The 18191-nt window shown below is 72.3% G+C and carries 18 protein-coding genes; 15 read left to right on the top strand and 3 right to left on the bottom strand.

Annotated features, from left to right (window positions below; translation table 11 throughout):
• Positions 1-42: 42 nt before the first annotated feature.
• Positions 43-699 (bottom strand): GntR family transcriptional regulator, encoded by a 657-nt coding sequence (locus A4R43_RS04850; RefSeq protein WP_205215244.1) that lies wholly within the window; start codon positions 697-699, stop codon positions 43-45.
• A gap of 24 nt (positions 700-723) precedes the next feature.
• Here A4R43_RS04850 and A4R43_RS04855 point away from each other — a divergent pair, with 24 nt between their 5' ends.
• The 11 genes from A4R43_RS04855 to A4R43_RS04905 all read left to right on the top strand — a co-directional run bounded on the left by A4R43_RS04855 (position 724) and on the right by A4R43_RS04905 (position 11286).
• Positions 724-1644, top strand: a complete 921-nt coding sequence (locus tag A4R43_RS04855) for a threonine ammonia-lyase (RefSeq protein WP_113691191.1) — start codon at positions 724-726, stop codon at positions 1642-1644.
• Positions 1645-1692: 48 nt separating this feature from the next.
• Positions 1693-3507 (top strand): gamma-glutamyltransferase, encoded by a 1815-nt coding sequence (gene ggt, locus A4R43_RS04860; protein WP_113691192.1) that lies wholly within the window; start codon positions 1693-1695, stop codon positions 3505-3507.
• Between the two features lie 102 nt (positions 3508-3609).
• Positions 3610-4545 (top strand): methionyl-tRNA formyltransferase, encoded by a 936-nt coding sequence (gene fmt / locus A4R43_RS04865; RefSeq protein WP_113691193.1) that lies wholly within the window; start codon positions 3610-3612, stop codon positions 4543-4545.
• A complete protein-coding gene (locus A4R43_RS04870) occupies positions 4542-6011 on the top strand; it encodes an RsmB/NOP family class I SAM-dependent RNA methyltransferase (protein ID WP_113691194.1) in 1470 nt (489 codons plus the stop codon). The genes fmt and A4R43_RS04870 overlap by 4 nt, the downstream gene beginning before the upstream one ends.
• On the top strand, positions 6011-6514 hold the full coding sequence (locus A4R43_RS04875) for a flavoprotein (RefSeq protein WP_113691195.1): 504 nt from the start codon (positions 6011-6013) through the stop codon (positions 6512-6514). Before A4R43_RS04870 ends, A4R43_RS04875 begins: the two co-directional genes overlap by 1 nt.
• 64 nt (positions 6515-6578) lie before the next feature.
• The gene (locus tag A4R43_RS04880) at positions 6579-7562 is read left to right on the top strand and encodes a zinc-binding dehydrogenase (protein ID WP_113691196.1); all 984 of its coding nucleotides are present in this window, start codon (positions 6579-6581) and stop codon (positions 7560-7562) included.
• A 94-nt stretch (positions 7563-7656) separates the two neighbouring features.
• Positions 7657-8328, top strand: coding sequence for a ribulose-phosphate 3-epimerase (gene rpe, locus A4R43_RS04885; protein WP_113691197.1), 672 nt, complete (start codon positions 7657-7659; stop codon positions 8326-8328).
• Between the two features lie 24 nt (positions 8329-8352).
• On the top strand, positions 8353-9003 hold the full coding sequence (locus A4R43_RS04890; protein WP_113691198.1) for a riboflavin synthase: 651 nt from the start codon (positions 8353-8355) through the stop codon (positions 9001-9003).
• Complete coding sequence (locus tag A4R43_RS04895; protein ID WP_113691199.1) at positions 9000-10322, top strand: bifunctional 3,4-dihydroxy-2-butanone-4-phosphate synthase/GTP cyclohydrolase II; 1323 nt, start codon at positions 9000-9002, stop codon at positions 10320-10322. The genes A4R43_RS04890 and A4R43_RS04895 overlap by 4 nt, the downstream gene beginning before the upstream one ends.
• Positions 10319-10825: a 6,7-dimethyl-8-ribityllumazine synthase gene (ribH, locus tag A4R43_RS04900; RefSeq protein WP_113691200.1), complete on the top strand. Its 507-nt coding sequence runs from the start codon at positions 10319-10321 to the stop codon at positions 10823-10825. The genes A4R43_RS04895 and ribH overlap by 4 nt, the downstream gene beginning before the upstream one ends.
• A gap of 11 nt (positions 10826-10836) precedes the next feature.
• The gene (locus A4R43_RS04905) at positions 10837-11286 is read left to right on the top strand and encodes a PH domain-containing protein (RefSeq protein WP_113697351.1); all 450 of its coding nucleotides are present in this window, start codon (positions 10837-10839) and stop codon (positions 11284-11286) included.
• Positions 11287-11339: 53 nt separating this feature from the next.
• Here A4R43_RS04905 and A4R43_RS04910 read toward each other — a convergent pair whose 3' ends face one another.
• Both A4R43_RS04910 and A4R43_RS04915 read right to left on the bottom strand, forming a co-directional pair.
• The gene (locus tag A4R43_RS04910) at positions 11340-12119 is read right to left on the bottom strand and encodes an exodeoxyribonuclease III (RefSeq protein WP_113691201.1); all 780 of its coding nucleotides are present in this window, start codon (positions 12117-12119) and stop codon (positions 11340-11342) included.
• A gap of 95 nt (positions 12120-12214) precedes the next feature.
• Positions 12215-12919 (bottom strand): S1 family peptidase, encoded by a 705-nt coding sequence (locus tag A4R43_RS04915; protein WP_113691202.1) that lies wholly within the window; start codon positions 12917-12919, stop codon positions 12215-12217.
• 248 nt (positions 12920-13167) lie between these two features.
• Between A4R43_RS04915 and uvrC the strand changes: the two genes are divergently transcribed.
• From uvrC to whiA, 4 genes are read left to right on the top strand one after another with little or no spacing between them, the layout of a single operon-like run.
• The gene (gene uvrC, locus A4R43_RS04920; protein ID WP_113691203.1) at positions 13168-15267 is read left to right on the top strand and encodes an excinuclease ABC subunit UvrC; all 2100 of its coding nucleotides are present in this window, start codon (positions 13168-13170) and stop codon (positions 15265-15267) included.
• Positions 15268-15302: 35 nt separating this feature from the next.
• The gene (gene rapZ, locus A4R43_RS04925) at positions 15303-16160 is read left to right on the top strand and encodes an RNase adapter RapZ (protein WP_113691204.1); all 858 of its coding nucleotides are present in this window, start codon (positions 15303-15305) and stop codon (positions 16158-16160) included.
• A 28-nt stretch (positions 16161-16188) separates the two neighbouring features.
• Complete coding sequence (locus A4R43_RS04930) at positions 16189-17175, top strand: gluconeogenesis factor YvcK family protein (protein ID WP_113691205.1); 987 nt, start codon at positions 16189-16191, stop codon at positions 17173-17175.
• The gene (gene whiA / locus A4R43_RS04935) at positions 17166-18152 is read left to right on the top strand and encodes a DNA-binding protein WhiA (RefSeq protein WP_113691206.1); all 987 of its coding nucleotides are present in this window, start codon (positions 17166-17168) and stop codon (positions 18150-18152) included. The genes A4R43_RS04930 and whiA overlap by 10 nt, the downstream gene beginning before the upstream one ends.
• The last annotated feature ends 39 nt before the right edge of the window (positions 18153-18191 follow it).

The raw sequence follows: 18191 nt of genomic DNA on the forward strand, positions 1-18191 counted from the left end.
GCCTGGGTTGAGCCAGTTAACCGGCGGCCTCGTCGGGCTCGTTCAATCGCCGGTTTGGTCGAGCCAGGTCAACACGGCGCGCATGCCTGCGTCCCAATGCGCGCTGAGCAGTTGCGCCGCGCGCTCGTTCTCGCCCGAGGCGAATTCGACGAGGACCTCGAGGTGCTGGCGGTCGGGCTCGGTGCGGTCGACCGTCTCGCGCATGTAGGTCAGTTCGTAGCGCGACAGGTTCGTGCGCACCCGCGCGACCATTTCCTCCAGTTGCTGGTTGCCGCTGGCAGTGACCAGCGTGGCGTGCCAGTCGGAGTCGAGTCGCCAGCGTCGGACCGGGTCGGTGCAGTCTTCGAGGTTGGCGAGGATGCGTTCCAGGTCGCGCACGCGTGCGGCCGACGGCGTGCCCGCCGTCCGGACGGCGAGGCTCTCCAGGGCGCCCAGGATCGGGTACAGCTCGCTGGCCTCGCGCCGGTCGAGCGGTCGCACGGTGAAGCCCCTGGCCAGCGCCGACCGCAGGACGCCTTCGGCTTCGAGGCGGAGGAGGGCCTCGCGGACCGGCGTCCGGGAGACGTCCAGCTCACGCGACAGCGCGGCCTCGGTCACGGCGGTGCCCGGCGGATACGCGCCCGACCAGAACAACTCGACGATCCGGGCGTACACGGCGTCGCGCAGGGGCTCGGCGCGGGCGATCGGCGTTGCGGGCACCTGTTCATCGTATACGATGCGCACATGGTGGCGCTCTCCCCGGCGAACATCGCCGAAGCTGTTCAGCTGGTTGAACCGGTCTTCCGGAACACCCCGCAGTTCCACGATCCCGTGCTCGACCAGCGGCTGGGCCGCGAGTTGGTGCTCAAGGTCGAGACGCTCAACCCCCTCGGCTCGTTCAAGGGGCGCGGGGCGAGCTACTTCGTCCGCGGCCTCGAAGCGGGCAAGGAGATCGTCTGCGCTTCGGCAGGCAACTTCGGGCAGGGCATCGCCTACGCCGCGGCCGCGCGGGGGATCCCGGTCACCGTGTTCACCGCGGAGAACGCGAACGCGGGCAAGATCGCGCGCATGCGCTCGTTCGGGGCGAACGTGCGGCAGGCCGGGGCCGACTTCGACGTCGCGAAGGATGCGGCCCGCGAGTACGCCGAGGGCGAGGGCCGGTTGTTCGTGGAGGACGGCGAGGCGCCCGCCATCGCCGAGGGCGCGGGCACCATCGGCGTCGAACTCGCGCCACTCGATCTCGACACGCTGCTGGTGCCGGTCGGCAACGGCGCGCTGATCGGCGGCATCGGCTGCTACCTCAAGGCGCACGCGCCGCGGACCAGGATCGTCGGCGTCTGCGCGGCCGGTGCACCCGCGATGCTGTACAGCTGGCGCGACCGCACCCCGGTCGCCACCGAGAGCGCGCGGACCATGGCCGACGGGATTGCCGTTCGCGTGCCCGTCCCGGCCGCGGTCGAGTGGACCGTCGAATACGTCGACGACATGCTCGCCGTCGAAGAAGCGACCATCGAGCACGCCATGCGGCTGCTCCGCGAAACTACGGGTCAACTGGTTGAACCGTCCGCCGTCGCCGGGATCGCGGCGTTGCTCCAGCACGACATCCCCGGCGAGCGCGTCGGCACGATCATCACCGGCCGCAATTACCTCGCCGAGACCAGCTGAGCGCCGAGACTGGTGATTTTCGGGGGGCGCTGGGGCAGGATGACCCGCATGCCTGTTCAGCGCAGAACCCGCATCGTCCGCAGCGTGCTCGCCGTGTCGTGCGCGACGGCACTGCTCACCGCCGGCGCGCCGGTTTCGGCCGCCCCCGGCGCGCCGCCGGGCAAGGTTCCCGAGCAGGCCGGTTACCTCGGCGCGGTGTCCAGCATCGACGCCGACGCCAGCCAGGTCGGCATCGACGTGCTGCGCCGCGGCGGCAACGCGGTCGACGCGGCGGTCGCCACCGCCGCCGCGCTCGGGGTGACCGACCCGTTCTCCGCCGGTATCGGCGGTGGCGGGTTCTTCGTCTTCTACGAGGCACGCACCGGCAAGGTGCACACCATCGACGGCCGCGAGACCGCGCCCGCCGCCGCCGACGAGAACCTGTTCGTCGAGAACGGCAAGGCGATCCCGTTCGCCGAGGCGGTGACCAGCGGGTTGTCCGTCGGCACCCCCGGCACCCCGGCCACCTGGCGCGACGCCCTGCGCAAGTGGGGCACGCTGCCGCTGGCCAGGGCGATGAAGCCGGCCGAGAACCTGGCCAGGCGCGGGTTCACCGTGGACAAGACCTTCCACGACCAGATCGCGAACAACGCGGCCCGCTTCAGCGCCTTCCCGGCCACGCGCGACCTCTACCTCCCCGGCGGCGCGCCGCCCGTGGTCGGCAGCAAGTTCGCCAACCCGGACCTCGCCAAGACCTACGGCGAACTCGCGCGCACCGGCACCGCCGCGCTCTACCGCGGCCGCATCGGCGAGGAGGTGGTGCGCACCGTTCAGCAGCCGCCGGTCGATCCGGCCGCCGGGCTCAACGTGCGCCCCGGCAAGCTGGCCAAGTCCGACCTGGAGGCCTACCGCACGGTCGACCGCGAGCCGACGCACACCGAGTACCGCGGGCTCGACGTCTACGGCATGCCCGCGCCCTCGTCCGGCGGGCTGACCGTCGGCGAGGCGCTGAACATTCTCGAAGGCACCGACCTCGGTGAGCTGGGCAAGGCCGACTACCTGCACCGGTTCCTCGAGTCGACCCGGCTGTCCTTCGCCGACCGCAACCGCTGGATCGGCGACCCGGCCTTCTCCGACGTCCCCGCGGACGAACTGATCAGCCAGGAGTTCGCCGACAGCCGGGCCTGCCTGATCGACCCGGCGCAGGCGCTGGTCAGCCCGGTCGCGCCAGGTGACCCGCGGAACCCGCAGCCGTGCCAGGCCGGCCCCACCCCGGCGCCGACGCCGTACGAGGGCGAGAACACCACGCACCTGACCACCGCGGACAAGTGGGGCAACGTGGTCGCCTACACGCTGACCATCGAGCAGGAGGGCGGCAGCGGCATGGTCGTGCCCGGCCGCGGCTTCCTGCTGAACAACGAGCTGACCGACTTCTCCATGGTGCCGGTGACCCCCGGCGTGCCGGACCCGAACCTGCCCGCCGCCGGCAAGCGCCCGCGGTCCTCGATGGCGCCGACGATCGTGCTCAAGGACGGCAAGCCGCTGCTCGCCGCCGGGTCGCCGGGTGGCGCGTCCATCATCACCACCGTGTTGCAGGTGCTGACCGGCCGGCTGGACCGCGACCTGCGGCTGGTCGACGCCATCGCCGCGCCGCGCGCGTCCCAGCGCAACTCGGACAACGCCCAGGTCGAGCAGGCGTTCCTGGACCAGCCGGAGACCGCCGACCTGCGGGCGCGCGGGCAGGAGTTCGCCGCCACACCGAGTGAGATCGGCGCGGCGACCGCGGTGGAACTGCTGCCGGACGGGCGCTGGCTGGCCGCCGCGGAACCGGTGCGGCGCGGCGGCGGCTCGGCCAGGGTGGTGCTGCCCGTTCCGCACCCCTGACCGGCGAGGTCGGGGCGGACATCACCGGTGGCTAGACTCGCCGGTGATGTGCGCTCTCGCTGACTTTCCCCCGCCACCCGCCGGAACCCCCGAGGGGGTCCGATGAGGCTGGTCTTCGCCGGTACCCCGGAACCGGCCGTGCCCGCGCTGCGTGCCCTGCTCGACTCCGGCCGCCACGAGGTCGTCGCCGTGGTGACGCGGCCCGACGCGCAGGCAGGCCGCGGTCGCAAGGTGCTGCGCTCGCCCGTCGGCGCGCTCGCCGACGAGCACGGCATCGAGGTGCTCACCCCGGCGCGCGCGGGCGACCCGGACTTCCTGGCGCGGCTGGCCGAACTGGCGCCGGACGCCTGCCCGGTGGTGGCCTATGGCGCGTTGCTGCCGCAGGCCGCGCTCGACATCCCGGTGCACGGATGGGTGAACCTGCACTTCTCGCTGCTGCCCGCGTGGCGCGGTGCCGCGCCGGTGCAGGCCGCGGTGCGGGCCGGGGACGAGATCACCGGCGCGTCCACCTTCCGGATCGTCAAGGAACTCGACGCCGGGCCGGTTTTCGGTGTGGTGACCGAGAAGATCGCGCCCACCGACACCGCCGGGGAACTGCTCGGCAGGCTCGCCGAATCCGGTGCCCGGCTTCTGCTGTCCACAATGGACGGCATTGCGGACGGCAAGCTGAACGCGGTGCCGCAGAGCAGCGAGGGCGTCAGCTACGCGCCGAAGATCACCGTCGAGGACGCGCGGGTCTCGTTCGACGCACCGGCTATCGCGGTGGACCGGCTGATCCGCGCGGTCACCCCGGATCCGGGGGCGTGGGCGGAGTTCCGCGGTGAGCGGTTCAAGCTGGGTCCGGTGTCCGTCGTGGACACCGACACCGAGGGCGCGCTCGCACCGGGTGAACTGCGGGTGGAGCGCAAGCGGGTGCTCGCCGGGACCGCCACCAAGCCGGTGGTGCTCGGCCAGGTGCAGGCGCAGGGCAAAAAACGGATGGCTGCCACCGACTGGGCGCGCGGCACGAGGATCGAGCAGGGAGAGCGCCTGACATGAACAGCCACCGAGGCCGCGAAGAGCGCGGTGAGCGGGGGGACCGCGGTGAGCGGCGTCCGTCGAGGCCGCAACGAGGGCGTCCCGCGCCCCGCAAGGACGGCCCGCGCCGCCCGCCGCCGGAGGACCCGGCCCGTCGCGCCGCGCTCGACGTGCTGCGTGCGGTCCGCGAACGCGAGGCCTACGCGAACCTGGTCCTTCCCGACCTGCTGCGCGAGCGCCGGATCAAGGGCCGGGACGCCGCGCTGGCCACCGAGCTGACCTACGGCGCGTCGCGGGCGCAGGGCCTGCTGGACGCGGTGATCGCCGCCTGCATCGACCGCCCGTTGTCCAAAGTGGACGGCGTGGTGCTGGACGGCCTGCGGCTGGGTGCCTACCAGCTGCTGCGCACCCGGATCCCCGAGCACGCCGCCGTGACGTCCACTGTGGACCTCGTGCGCGCCGACGCTGGTTCGCACACCGCCGGGTTCGTCAACGCGGTGCTGCGCGCGGTTTCGGCGAAGGACGAGGCGGCCTGGCTGGACGAGATCGCGCCGTCCCCGGACGAGGACCCGATCGGTAACTTCGCGCTGCGCACCGCGCACCCGCGCTGGGTGGCCCGGTCCTTCGCGGAAGCGCTGGGGGACAAGGGACCCGAGCTGGAAGCGGCGCTCGCGGCGGACGACGAGCGGCCCGAGGTGCATCTGGTCGCCCGGCCGGGTGAAATCTCCGCGGACGAGCTGGCCGCGATCACCGGCGGTGACCCCGCGCCCTACTCGCCCTACGGCGTGCGGCTGCCCGCCGGAGCCGGTGATCCCGCCGACTCCGAGCCGGTGAAGGAGAAGCTGGCGGCGGTCCAGGACGAGGGCAGCCAGCTGTGCGCGGTCGCGGTGACGAAGGTCCCGGTCGACGGGCGTGACGAGCGCTGGCTCGACCTGTGTGCCGGTCCCGGTGGCAAGGCCGCGTTGCTCGGCGCGCTCGCCGGGCTGTCCGGCGCCACCGTGGACGCGGTGGAGAAGGCACCACACCGGGCCAACCTGGTGCGGAAATCCACCGCCGGCCTGCCGGTGACCGTGCACGTCGGTGACGGACGCGAGCTGGAACTCGAACCGGGCTACGACCGCGTGCTGGTGGACGCGCCGTGCAGCGGGCTCGGCTCGCTGCGCCGCCGTCCCGAGTCGCGCTGGCGGCGCCAGCCGTCCGACGTCGCGGAACTGACGAAGCTGCAGGGCGAGCTGCTCACCGCCGCGTTGAACCTGGTGCGTCCCGGCGGCATCGTCACGTACGTGGTCTGCTCGCCGCACCTCGCCGAGACCGAGGGCGTGGTGGGGGAGATCGCCCGGCGCGCGAAGGCCGAGACGCTGGACGCGCGGGAGTTCTTCCCCGGTGTGCCGCAGCTCGGCGAGGGGCCGTACGTGCAGCTGTGGCCGCACCGGCACGGCACCGACGCGATGTTCTGCGCGGTCCTGCGACGCCCGGAGACCGCCTGATGGATCGTGTGCTCGGGCTCGTCGCCAGTTCCTGCGGCGGGCTCGACACCCGCTTCCGCACCGAAATCGCCGAGCCGGCGGCCGCCAGGGGCTGGCGCCTGGCCATCACGCTCACGCCCGCCGCGTCGCGCTGGCTGGACGCGGTCGGCGAACTGGAGCGGCTGCAGGAGCTGACCGACCTGGCGGTGCGGTCGACCTCGCGGCTGCCCGGTGAAGCGCGCCCGCACCCGGATCCGGTGCACTTCCTGTTCGCGCCCGCGTCGGCCAACTCGGTCGCGAAGCTGGCACTGGGCCTGGCCGACAACCAGGCGCTGACCGTGCTCGGCGACGCACTCGGTGAACCCGGCGTGACCATCACCGTCGGCTACCAGGTCCGCGACGCGCGGTTCAAGCACCCGGCCTGGCCGGGGCACCTGGCCGCGCTCGGCGGTGCCGGGGTGCGGTTGAACCGGTTGGACCACGGCGGGTCCTGGACCCCGGTGCTCGACGAACTGGACGGTTGACTTCAAGTTAAGTTGAGCTTCTACGGTCGTGCCGAGACTCATCGAGACGATCTTGGAGCCCAGCATGCACGCCATCCGCCAGCACGAGTTCGGCCCGGCCGGGAACCTCCGGTACGAAGAGGTCGAGGATCCGAAACCGGGGCGCGGGCAGGTGCGGATCCGCGTCCGCGCGGCCGGGGTGCACCTGCTCGACACCACCATCCGCCAGGGCATCGGCGGCGGGCCGATGCCGCTGCCCGAGCTGCCGATGACCCCGGGCCGCGAGGTGGCCGGCGTGGTGGACCAGCTCGGCGAGGACGCCGACGCGAGCTGGCTCGGCAAGCGGGTGGTGGCGCACCTGGGCGCGGCCAGCGGGGGATACGCCGAACTGGCCGTCGCGCCGGTCACCGCGCTGCAGGAGATCCCGGACGGGGTCACCGAGGACGGCGCGGTCGCCACCATCGGCACCGGCCGGACCGCGATGGCCGTGCTGAACGACGCGAAGATCACCGCGGGCGACACCGTGCTGGTCACCGCGGCGGCCGGGGGCATCGGCAGCTTCGCGGTGCAGTACGCGCACAACGCGGGTGCCTTCGTGATCGGCCTCGCGCGTGGCGAGGAGAAGCTGGCGATCGTCCGCGAACTCGGCGCTGACCTGGTCTTCGACTACTCCGAGGACGGCTGGGCGGAGCGCGTGCGGGAGGCGCTCGGCGGCCGCGAGCTGACCGTCGCGCTGGACGGCGTCGGCGGCAGCCAGGGCCGCGCCGCGCTCGAACTGCTCGGCGTCGGCGGCAGGCTGGTCATGTTCGGCTGGTCGGCCGGGGAGCCGCCGGAATTGTCCGCAATGGACTTCTACGGCCGCGGCCTGACCGTGTCCGTGCCGATCGGGCAGCGGATCATGCGCGTGCCGGGCGCGATGCGCGCGCTGGAGGACCAGGCGCTGGCCGAGGTGGCCGCCGGCCGGATCGTGCCGCTGGTGAACGAGCCGATCCCGCTGGCGGAGGCCGCGCGGGCGCACACCGAGCTGGAACGGCGGCGGACCGTCGGCAAGGTCGTGCTCCGGCCGTGACCGGGCGTGTCCCAGCCGTGACGTGACCATCGCAGCATGCGAGACGGATGCCGGGGACCGACCTCCTAGACTGCGGGTCGTGGCACCACGACCCTTGATCGCACCCAGCATCCTGTCCGCTGACTTCGCCCGGCTCGGCGCGGAGATCGAAGCCGTCGCCGGCGAAGGCGAAACCCGGGCCGACTGGGTGCACGTCGACGTGATGGACGCGCACTTCGTGCCGAACCTGACGCTGGGCCTGCCGGTGGTGCAGTCGCTGCTCAAGCACACCGACCTGCCGCTGGACTGCCACCTGATGATCGAGGACCCCGACCGCTGGGCGATCGGGTACGCCGAGGCGGGCGCGCACAACGTGACCGTGCACGTCGAAGCCGCCCACGATCCGGTGAAGCTGGCGAAGGACCTGCGCGCGGCCGGGTCGAAGGCGGGCCTGTCGATCAAGCCGGGCACCCCGCTGGAGGACCACCTCGAAACGCTCAAGCACTACGACACGCTGCTGGTGATGTCGGTGGAACCGGGCTTCGGCGGGCAGTCGTTCATCGCCGGCGTGCTGGAGAAGGTGCGCACCGCGCGCCGCCTGGTCGACACCGGCCACCTCAAGCTGCTCGTCGAGATCGACGGCGGGATCAACGCCGACACCATCGAACAGGCCGCGGAGGCCGGGGTCGACTGCTTCGTCGCGGGCTCCGCGGTCTACGGCGCCGCCGACCCCGGCAAGGCCGTGGCCGCGTTGCGCGAGCAGGCCGCCCGGGCCGCCGGGCGCTGACCAACCACACCAGGAGGCGTTGAAGTGTTCACCGGCATCGTCGAGGAGCTCGGCGAGATCACCGCGGTAGAGGAACTCACCGAGGCCGCCCGGCTGGCGGTGCGCGGCCCGCTGGTCACCTCGGACGCCAAGCACGGCGACTCGATCGCGGTCAACGGCGTGTGCCTGACCGTGGTCGAGGTGAGCGGTGACACCTTCACCGTGGACGTGGTGCACGAGACGCTGCGCCGCTCCAGCCTGGCCAAGGTGGCCACCGGCGACCGCGTCAACCTGGAGCGGGCGACCGCGCTCGGCGACCGCCTCGGCGGGCACATCATGCAGGGGCACGTGGACGGCACCGGGGTGTTCCTGTCCAGGGACCCGGACGGGCTCACCCACTTCGCGCTGCCGCCGGAGCTGGCCCGGTACGTGGTGGAGAAGGGATCCATCGCGGTCGACGGTGTGTCGCTGACGGTCGCCGCGATCTCCGCGGAGGAGTTCTCGGTCGCGCTCATCCCGACCACGCTCGAGCTGACCACTCTCGGCAGGCGGGAACCGGGTGAATCGGTCAATCTCGAGGTCGACGTGCTGGCCAAGTACGTGGAGAAGCTGGCTGCGCCACATCTGCCGTCCTCCGGGCGGCACACGGTGGACAATGGCGGTACTGACGGCGGCACCAAGGAGCAGCGCGGATGAGTGACATCGACGAGTGGGCGCCGGTGAGCGAGACCACCCCCGGCGGCCAGGTCGCCGCGATCGACCGGGCGATCGCCGACATCCGGGCGGGCAAGCCGGTGGTCGTGGTGGACGACGAGGACCGCGAGAACGAGGGTGACCTCATCTTCGCCGCCGAGAAGGCCACCCCGGAGATGCTGGCCTTCATGGTCCGCTACACCTCGGGTTACGTCTGTGTCGCGCTGACCGAACACGACTGCCAGCGCCTCGACCTGCCGCCGATGTACCACACCAACCAGGACCAGCGCGGCACCGCGTACACGGTCACGGTGGACGCCGCCGAGGGCATCAGCACCGGCATCTCGGCCGCCGACCGCTGCCAGACCATCCGGCTGCTCGCCGATCCGAAGACCACCCCCGGCGACTTCCGCCGCCCCGGCCACGTGGTGCCGCTGCGCGCGAAGGAGGGCGGGGTGCTGCGGCGGCCCGGGCACACCGAGGCCGCGGTCGACCTGGCGCGACTGGCCGGGCTGGCGCCCGCCGGCGTGCTCTGCGAGATCGTCTCGCAGAAGGACGAGGGCGACATGGCCCGCCGCGACGAGCTGGAGATCTTCGCCGCGGACCACGACCTGCAGCTGATCACCATCGCCGACCTGATCGCCTACCGCCGCCGCACCGAGAAGCAGGTGGAGCGGGTCGCCGAGGCCCGCATCCCGCTGGCCCACGGCACCTTCCGCGCGGTCGGCTACGACAGTCTGCTCGACGGCATCGAGCACGTCGCCTTCGTCTACGGCGAGATCGGCGACGGCGAGGACATCCTGGTCCGCGTGCACTCCGAGTGCCTCACCGGCGACGTGTTCGGCTCGCTGCGCTGCGACTGCGGCCCGCAGCTGGACGCCGCGCTGGCCGCGGTCGCCGCCGAGGGCCGCGGCATCGTGCTGTACGTGCGGGGCCACGAAGGCCGGGGGATCGGCCTGCTGCACAAACTGCAGGCGTACCAGCTGCAGGACGCCGGGGCCGACACGGTGGACGCGAACCTCGCGCTGGGCGTGCCGGCCGACGCGCGTGACTACGGCACCGGCGCGCAGATCCTGTGCGACCTGGGCGTGAAGTCGATGCGGCTGCTGACCAACAACCCGGCCAAGCGGGTCGGGCTGGAGGGCTACGGGCTGCGGGTCACCGGGCGCATGCCGCTGCCGATCTCGCCCAACCCGGAGAACCTGCGCTACCTGAAGACCAAGCGCGACCGGATGGGGCACGACCTGTCGCAGCTGGAGCACTTCGACGAGGTCGGCGCGCTGGGCGCGGACGACGTGGTGAACGGCGGGAGCGGCCGGTGAGCGGGGAAGGACGGCCGTCCACCGGGCTCGACCTCAGCGACTGCGCGGGCCTGCGGCTGGCGATCGTGGCCACCCGGTGGCACGAGCAGATCACCGACAGCCTGCTGGACCGCGCACTGGCCACCGCCCGCGAGGCGAAGCTGGACGAGGAGCCCACCGTGGTCCGCGTGTCCGGTGCGGTCGAGCTGCCGGTGGTCGCGCAGGCGCTGGCGCGCACGCACGACGCGGTGGTCGCGCTCGGCGTGGTGATCCGCGGCGGCACCCCGCACTTCGAGTACGTGTGCGACGCGGTGACCGCCGGGCTGACCAGGGTGGCGCTGGACGAGAGCACGCCCGTGGGCAACGGGGTGCTCACCTGCGACACCGAGCAACAGGCACTGGACCGGGCCGGGCTGCCCGGCTCGGCCGAGGACAAGGGCGCCGAGGCGACCGTGGCGGCGCTGGACACCGCGCACGTGCTGCGGGGACTGCGGCAGCCGTGGACCGAAAAAGGATTCGTGTGACCGGAACGACCATGACCACCGAGCAGGCCGCCGTCACCGTCCGCCCCCGGCGGGCGGTGTGGATGTGCGGCGCGCTGGCGCTGCTGCTGATCGGCGTGTTCACCACCGTCGCGGTGCTGTTGCGCCAGTCGGACACCGGGGTGATCTTCCAGACCGCCGACCAGGTGGCGATGATCGGCATCGGCGTGCTGCTGGCCGGGCTGACCATGCTGTTCGCGCTGCCGAAGGCGGTGGCCGACGCCGAGGGCGTCAGCGTGCGCAACGTGTGGGGCACGCGGCGGTTCTCCTGGGCGGAGGTGCTGTCGGTGAGCTTCCCCGACGGCGCGTCCTTCGCCCGGCTCGAACTGCCCGAGGACGAGTACTACTCGGTGCTGGCCGTGCAGGCGGTCGACCGCGAGCGCGCGGTGGCGGCGGTGCGCGCGTTGCGCAAGCTGCACCGCCAGTACCACCAGCACGACTGAGCCGGGCCGCGGCCGAGCCGGGCCGCGGACTGAGCCGGGGCCGGCCTGGCGGCTCAGACCGCCAGGTCGACCACCACGGGCGCGTGGTCCGAGCCGCCCTTGCCCTTGCGTTCCTCGCGGTCGACGTAGGAGTCGGTGATCGCCTCGGCGAACCGGGCCTCCGCGAGCACCAGGTCGATCCGCATGCCGCGGTTCTTCGGGAAGGCCAGCTGGCGGTAGTCCCAGTAGGTGAACGGGTGGTCGTACTTCAACGGCCGCGGCAGCACGTCGGTGAGCCCGGCGGACAGCACCCGCTCCAGCGCTTCGCGTTCCGGCGCGGTCACGTGCGTGGAGTCGGCGTACGCGGCGATGTCCCAGACGTCGGCGTCAGCGGGCGCGATGTTGAAGTCACCGAGCACCGCGAAGGGCAGGTCGAGCTTCTTCTCCGCCTCGACCGTCTCGCGCAGCGCGTTCAACCAGTTCAACTTGTAGTCGTAGTGGGTGTGCCCCGGCACGCGCCCGTTCGGCACGTACACCGACCACACCCGCACCCCGCCGCAGGTCGCGCCGATGGCACGCGGCTCGATCGCGTCCTCGTAGCTGGGCTGGTCGACCAGGCCGCGCTGCACGTCCTCCAGCCCGGCGCGCGAGAGAATGGCCACCCCGTTCCACCGGCCGATGCCGTAGGCCGCGGTTTCGTAACCGAGTTCGCCGACCTCCGCGTGCGGGAACGCGTCGCTGTCGCACTTGAGTTCCTGGAGGCACAACACGTCGGGCTGGTTCGACTCGAGCCAGTTCAGCAGCCGCGGCAGCCGGGCGCCGACGGAGTTCACGTTCCAGGTGGCGATGCGCATGCGCCCATTGTCCAGACCGCCCCCGGGACTGGGAACGGCCGCCCCCGCCGGGTCGGAGCCCGGCGGGAACGGCCGCGGATCGGGGCGGGGTTCGCTCAGACGCCGGCGGTCTGGCTGATCCAGGAGCGGCTGCTGGCCACGCTGGCGTAGTTGTTGGTGCCGGTGGTGTTGCTGCCGTCCTGGTTCTGCACGGTGGACGCGACGCCGACCTGCTTGCCGTCGGCGATCTGCGGGCCACCGGAGTCGCCCTTCCACGCCGAGCCGTTGACGCCCTCGCTCTGGATGGCCGGGCCGCCGTAGGCGTCGGTGGACTCGCCGATGACCTTGACCTGCGCGGTCTTGAGCACCGGCGAGGCCGGGCCGGTGGGCGTGGTGCGGCCCCAGCCGTAGATGTCGTTGGTCGAGCCGACGGCCGGGTCGGCGTCGCCGAGGGTGATGTAGTCGGCCTCGATCGGGGTGCTCAGGTGCAGCAGCGCGATGTCGCCCTCGGGCGACACCTCCTGCCGGTCGACGGCCGACTCGGTGCCGGAACCGAGGTCGTTGCTGCCGACCTTCACGCTCATCGAGTCACCGAGGCAGTGCTCGGCGGTGAGCACCCATTCGGCGGCGATGATGCTGCCGGAGCAGTTGAAGTTGCCGCCGACGTAGACCTGGGCGCCCCACGGCACGGCGGGCGCGTCCTCGCCGCCGACGATGAAGGGCTGAACGCCGCTGGCACCGGCGGTGCCGCCGGCGAACAGGGTCATGGCGAGCGTGGCAGAGGCGGCGCAGACACCGCCAAGGGTGCGGACTCGGCTCACAGTCGAGGTCCTTTCAGGGAACCGGGCTTCAGGACCACCGAGGATTCGGCGTTGCAGCGGAAAGTAATCAACCGTGTCACGCGACAGGTACCGACGAACGTCGGATGGTGGCGGGTTCCCTACGGAAGGAGGTAATTTTCCTACCGCGCGTCATAACGACACCCGATCCGGTTCTTCCCAGGTTCAGCCCGGCGAGTGAGGGCCGGGGGTGCGCGAGAGTGTCGGGGCGGCGCCATAGGCTTGTCGTCGTGGCTGACCCGTCGACCTACCGCCCTTCGCCGGGGAGCATTCCCGACGCCCCCGGCGTGTACAAGTTCCGCGATTCCACCCAGCGGGTCGTCTACGTCGGCAAGGCGAAGAGCCTGCGCAGCAGGCTGAACTCCTACTTCGCCGATCTCGCCGGGCTGCACCCGCGCACGCGCCAGATGGTCACCACCGCGGCGAGCGTGGAGTGGACCGTGGTCGGCACCGAGGTCGAGGCGCTCCAGCTGGAGTACAACTGGATCAAGGAGTTCGACCCCCGGTTCAACGTGCGCTACCGGGACGACAAGACGTACCCGGTGCTCGCGGTGACCCTGCACGAGGAGTTCCCGCGGCTGCACGTCTACCGCGGTGCGCGCAAGCGCGGGGTGCGCTACTTCGGCCCGTACGCGCACGCGTGGGCCATCCGCGAGACGCTCGACCTGCTGCTGCGCGTGTTCCCGGCCCGCACCTGCTCGGCCGGGGTGTTCCGGCGGCACACCCAGATCGGCAGGCCGTGCCTGCTCGGTTACATCGGCAAGTGCTCGGCGCCGTGCGTCGGCCGGGTGTCCGCCGACGAGCACCGCGGCATCGTGGAGGACTTCTGCGACTTCCTGGCCGGCCGCACCGATCTGATGATGCGCCGCCTGGAGCGCGAGATGGCGCAGGCCTCCGAGGAGCTGGAGTTCGAGCGGGCGGCGCGCCTGCGCGACGACCTCGGCGCGCTGCGGCGCGCGATGGAGAAGCAGGCGGTGGTGCTCGGTGACGGCACCGACGCCGACGTGGTGGCCTTCGCGCACGACGAGCTGGAGGCCGCCGTCCAGGTGTTCCACGTGCGTGGCGGCCGGGTGCGCGGGCAGCGCGGCTGGGTGGTCGACAAGGCCGAGGAGATGGACGTGCCCGCGCTGGTGGAGCAGTTCATCGGGCAGTTCTACGGCGAGCAGGCCGAACTCGACCCCGGTGAGGACGGCACGGGTTCGCCGGTGCCGCGTGAGGTGCTGGTGCCCGAGCTGCCCGCCCAGCCCGAGGCGGTGGAGGAGTGGTTGTCCGGCCTGCGTGGTGGGAAGGTGCGGCTGCGCGTCCCCCAGCGGGGTGACAAGCGGGCGCTCGCCGACACCGTGAGTCGCAACGCGCAGGAGGCGTTCGCACAGCACAAGCTGCGCCGCGCGGGCGACCTCACCGCGCGCTCGGCCGCGCTGGCCGAACTGCAGGAGCACCTCGGGCTGGATTCGGCGCCGTTGCGCATCGAATGCGTGGACATCAGCCACATCGCGGGCACCGACGTGGTCGCGTCGCTGGTGGTCTTCGAGGACGGGGTGCCGCGCAAGTCCGAGTACCGCCGGTTCGCCCTGCGGGAGGCCGCCGAAGAGGGGGATGTGGCCTCGATCGCCGAGGTGGTGCGGCGGCGGTTCGCGCGGTACCTGAAAGAAACGGCTGAGCCCGGCGAGATCACTGAAGCCAGCGAGAGCGCCGAGACCGGCGACGGCGCTGAGACCGGCGAGGGCGCCGAGAAGACTGAGAGCGCCGGAGCCGCCGGAGTTGCCGAAGCCGCCGAGAAGGCTCGAACTGCCGGAGCTGTCGGGCCAGAGGGTCCGGCGCCCGGCATCGATCCGGAGACCGGCCGTCCGCGGAAGTTCGCCTATCCGCCCAACCTGCTCGTGGTCGACGGCGCGGGACCGCAGGCCACCGCCGCCGCGGACGTGCTCGCCGAGCTGGGCATCACCGACGTCGCCGTGGTCGGGCTGGCGAAACGGCTGGAGGAGGTGTGGCTGCCCGACGATCCCGACCCGGTCATCCTGCCGCGCACCTCGGACGCGCTGTACCTTCTGCAACGCGTGCGCGACGAGGCGCACCGGTTCGCGATCAGGTACCACCGCGAGAAGCGGTCCAAGCGGCTGCAGGTGTCCGCATTGGACGGTGTACCGGGTCTCGGGCAGGCACGGCGCACCGCGCTGATCAAGCACTTCGGCTCGGTGAAGAAACTCAAGCAGGCCACAGTGGACGAGATCTCGGGAGTGCCCGGTGTCGGCAGGCGTACCGCGCAGGCGGTGCACGCGGCACTGGCCGGGGAGAGCACCACGACCAGAGAAGGGGAAACGGGCGCGTGAGCGGGGAGCAGGAGAACAGGGAGCACACCTCCGGAATGGAGGTGGCGGTGGTCAGCGGCCTGTCCGGGGCCGGGCGGAGCACCGCGGCGAAGTGCCTCGAGGACCTCGGCTGGTTCGTGGTGGACAACCTGCCGCCGGAGCTGATCGCCACCATGGTCGAACTGGGGGCGCAGGCCAGGGGCGCGATCACCAAGGTCGCGGTGGTGATGGACGTGCGCTCGCGCGCGTTCACCGACGACCTCGCCTCGGTGATCAAGGACCTCGACGCCCGCGGTTACAAGCCGAGGGTGCTGTTCCTGGAGGCCACCGACGCGGTGCTGGTGCGCCGGTTCGAGGCGGTCCGCCGGGGGCACCCGATGCAGGGTGACGGCAGGCTCGCCGACGGCATCACCGCCGAGCGCGCGCTGCTGGCGCCGCTGCGCGAGGAGGCCGACCTGGTGCTGGAGACCTCGGCGCTGTCGGTGCACGAGCTGCGCGCCAAGATCGAGGACGCGTTCGGCTCCGAGGCGAGCACGCAGACCAGGGTCACCGTGCTGTCCTTCGGCTACAAGTACGGCCTGCCGATGGACGCCGACCTGGTGATGGACGTGCGCTTCCTGCCGAACCCGTTCTGGATCCCGGAACTGCGCGAGCACACCGGCCTCGACGGCGAGGTGCGCAACTACGTGCTCAGCCAGGAGGGCGCCGAGGAGTTCCTGGACCGCTACCATCAGCTGCTGCGCCTGGTCGGCGCCGGCTACAAGCGCGAGGGCAAGCGGTACCTGACCCTGGCCGTCGGCTGCACCGGTGGCAAGCACCGCAGCGTCGCGCTGTCCGAGGAACTGGCGCGACGTCTGTCCAATGAGGACGGAATGGCGGTCAAGGTCGTGCACCGCGACCTCGGCCGCGAGTGAGCTGGACTGCTGTAGTTGGGAGCCGATTTTGCGCGCTGTCGCGCTCGGTGGCGGGCACGGCCTGCACGCCACCCTCACCGCGTTGCGGCGGATCACCGAGGACGTCACCGCGGTGGTCACCGTCGCCGACGACGGTGGTTCGTCGGGACGGCTGCGCCGGGAACTGGGCCTGCTGCCACCCGGTGACCTGCGGCAGGCGCTGGCCGCGCTGACCGCCACCGAGGACGGCGGCACGCTGTGGGCGGAGGTGTTCCAGCACCGGTTCGGCGGCGACGGCGCGCTCAACGGGCACGCGGTGGGCAACCTGCTGCTGGCCGGGTTGTTCGAGGTGCTCGGCGACCCGGTGGCGGCGCTGGACGAGGCGGTCCGGCTGGTCGGCGCGTCCGGCCGGGTGCTGCCGATGTGCCCGGAACCGCTGGAGATCGAGGCCGAGGTGACCGGGCTGGAGAATGGCGCGGTCAGCCGCATCCGCGGTCAGGTGGCGGTCGCCAGCACCCCCGGTCAGGTGCGCCGGATCACCCTGCGCAACCCGGACCGGCCCGGCGAAGCGCCGGTGGCGTGCGCCGAGGCGGTGGACGCGGTGCTCGGCGCGGACGCGGTTTTCCTCGGGCCTGGCTCGTGGTTCACCAGCGTGCTGCCGCACCTGCTGGTGCCGGGGCTGCACGACGCGCTGGTGCGCACGAAGGCGACCAAGGTGGTCATCCTCAACCTCATCCCGCAACCGGGTGAGACGGCTGGCTTCTCACCCGAACGGCATCTGCACGTACTCTTCGAGCACGCTCCCCGGCTGAAGGTGGACGTGGTGGTCGCCGACCGCGACTGGGTGCCCACCCCGGTCCGGTTGCGCCAGGCCGCCGCGGAGCTGGGAGCGACAGCGCATCTGGTTTCGATCGCCGACCCGGACGTGGCGGGCAGGCACGACCCGGACGCGCTGGCGAAGTGCGTGCGAGAGGCGCTCGGCCCGGCGGGCCGGCGCGAACAGGCAGAGCAGGAGGGGCAGGGGCGATGGCGATGACCGCGTCGGTCAAGGACGAGCTGAGCCGGCTGGAGATCACCAAGATCGGGCCGCGGCGGTCGGAGGTGGCCTCCCTGCTGAGGTTCGCGGGCGGCCTGCACATCGTCGGCGGCCGGGTGGTGGTCGAGGCCGAGCTGGACACCGGCTCGGTGGCGCGGCGCCTGCGCCGGGAGATCCACGACCTGTACGGGCACCAGTCCGATGTGCACGTGATCTCGTCCAGCGGGCTGCGCAAGGGCACCCGCTACGTGGTGCGCGTGGTGAAGGACGGCGAGGGCCTGGCCAGGCAGACCGGGCTGATCGACCAGCGCGGCCGCCCGGTGCGCGGGCTGCCGGCCGCGGTGGTGTCGGGCGGGGTCGCCGACGCCGAAGCCGCCTGGCGCGGTGCCTTCCTGGCGCACGGCTCGCTGACCGAACCGGGGCGTTCGTCCTCTTTGGAGGTCACCTGCCCCGGCCCGGAGGCGGCGCTGGCGCTGGTCGGCGCGGCGCGGCGGCTGGGCATCCAGGCGAAGTCGCGTGAGGTGCGCGGCGCGGACCGCGTGGTGGTGCGCGACGGCGACGCGATCGGCGCGCTGCTCACCCGCCTCGGCGCGCATTCGAGCGTGCTGCAGTGGGAAGAGCGGCGGATGCGCCGCGAGGTGCGCGCCACGGCGAACCGGCTGGCGAACTTCGACGACGCCAACCTGCGGCGCTCGGCGCGCGCGGCGGTCGCCGCCGCGGCCAGGGTGGAACGCGCGCTGGACATCCTCGGCGACTCGGCGCCGGACCACCTGCTCGCCGCGGGCAAGCTGCGGCTGTCCAACCGGCAGGCCTCGCTGGAGGAACTGGGCCAGCTGTCCGACCCGGTGATGACCAAGGACGCGGTGGCGGGCCGGATCCGGCGGCTGCTGGCGATGGCCGACAAGAAGGCCCGCGAGCAGGGCGTGCCGGACACCGAGTCGGCGGTCACCGCGGAGATGCTCGAAGAAGAAGCCTGACCAGGGAAGCGGCTGGGGTGGCCCGCCGCCGCTCAACCA

Source organism: Amycolatopsis albispora (assembly GCF_003312875.1).
In the GTDB taxonomy this organism is placed as follows: domain Bacteria; phylum Actinomycetota; class Actinomycetes; order Mycobacteriales; family Pseudonocardiaceae; genus Amycolatopsis; species Amycolatopsis albispora.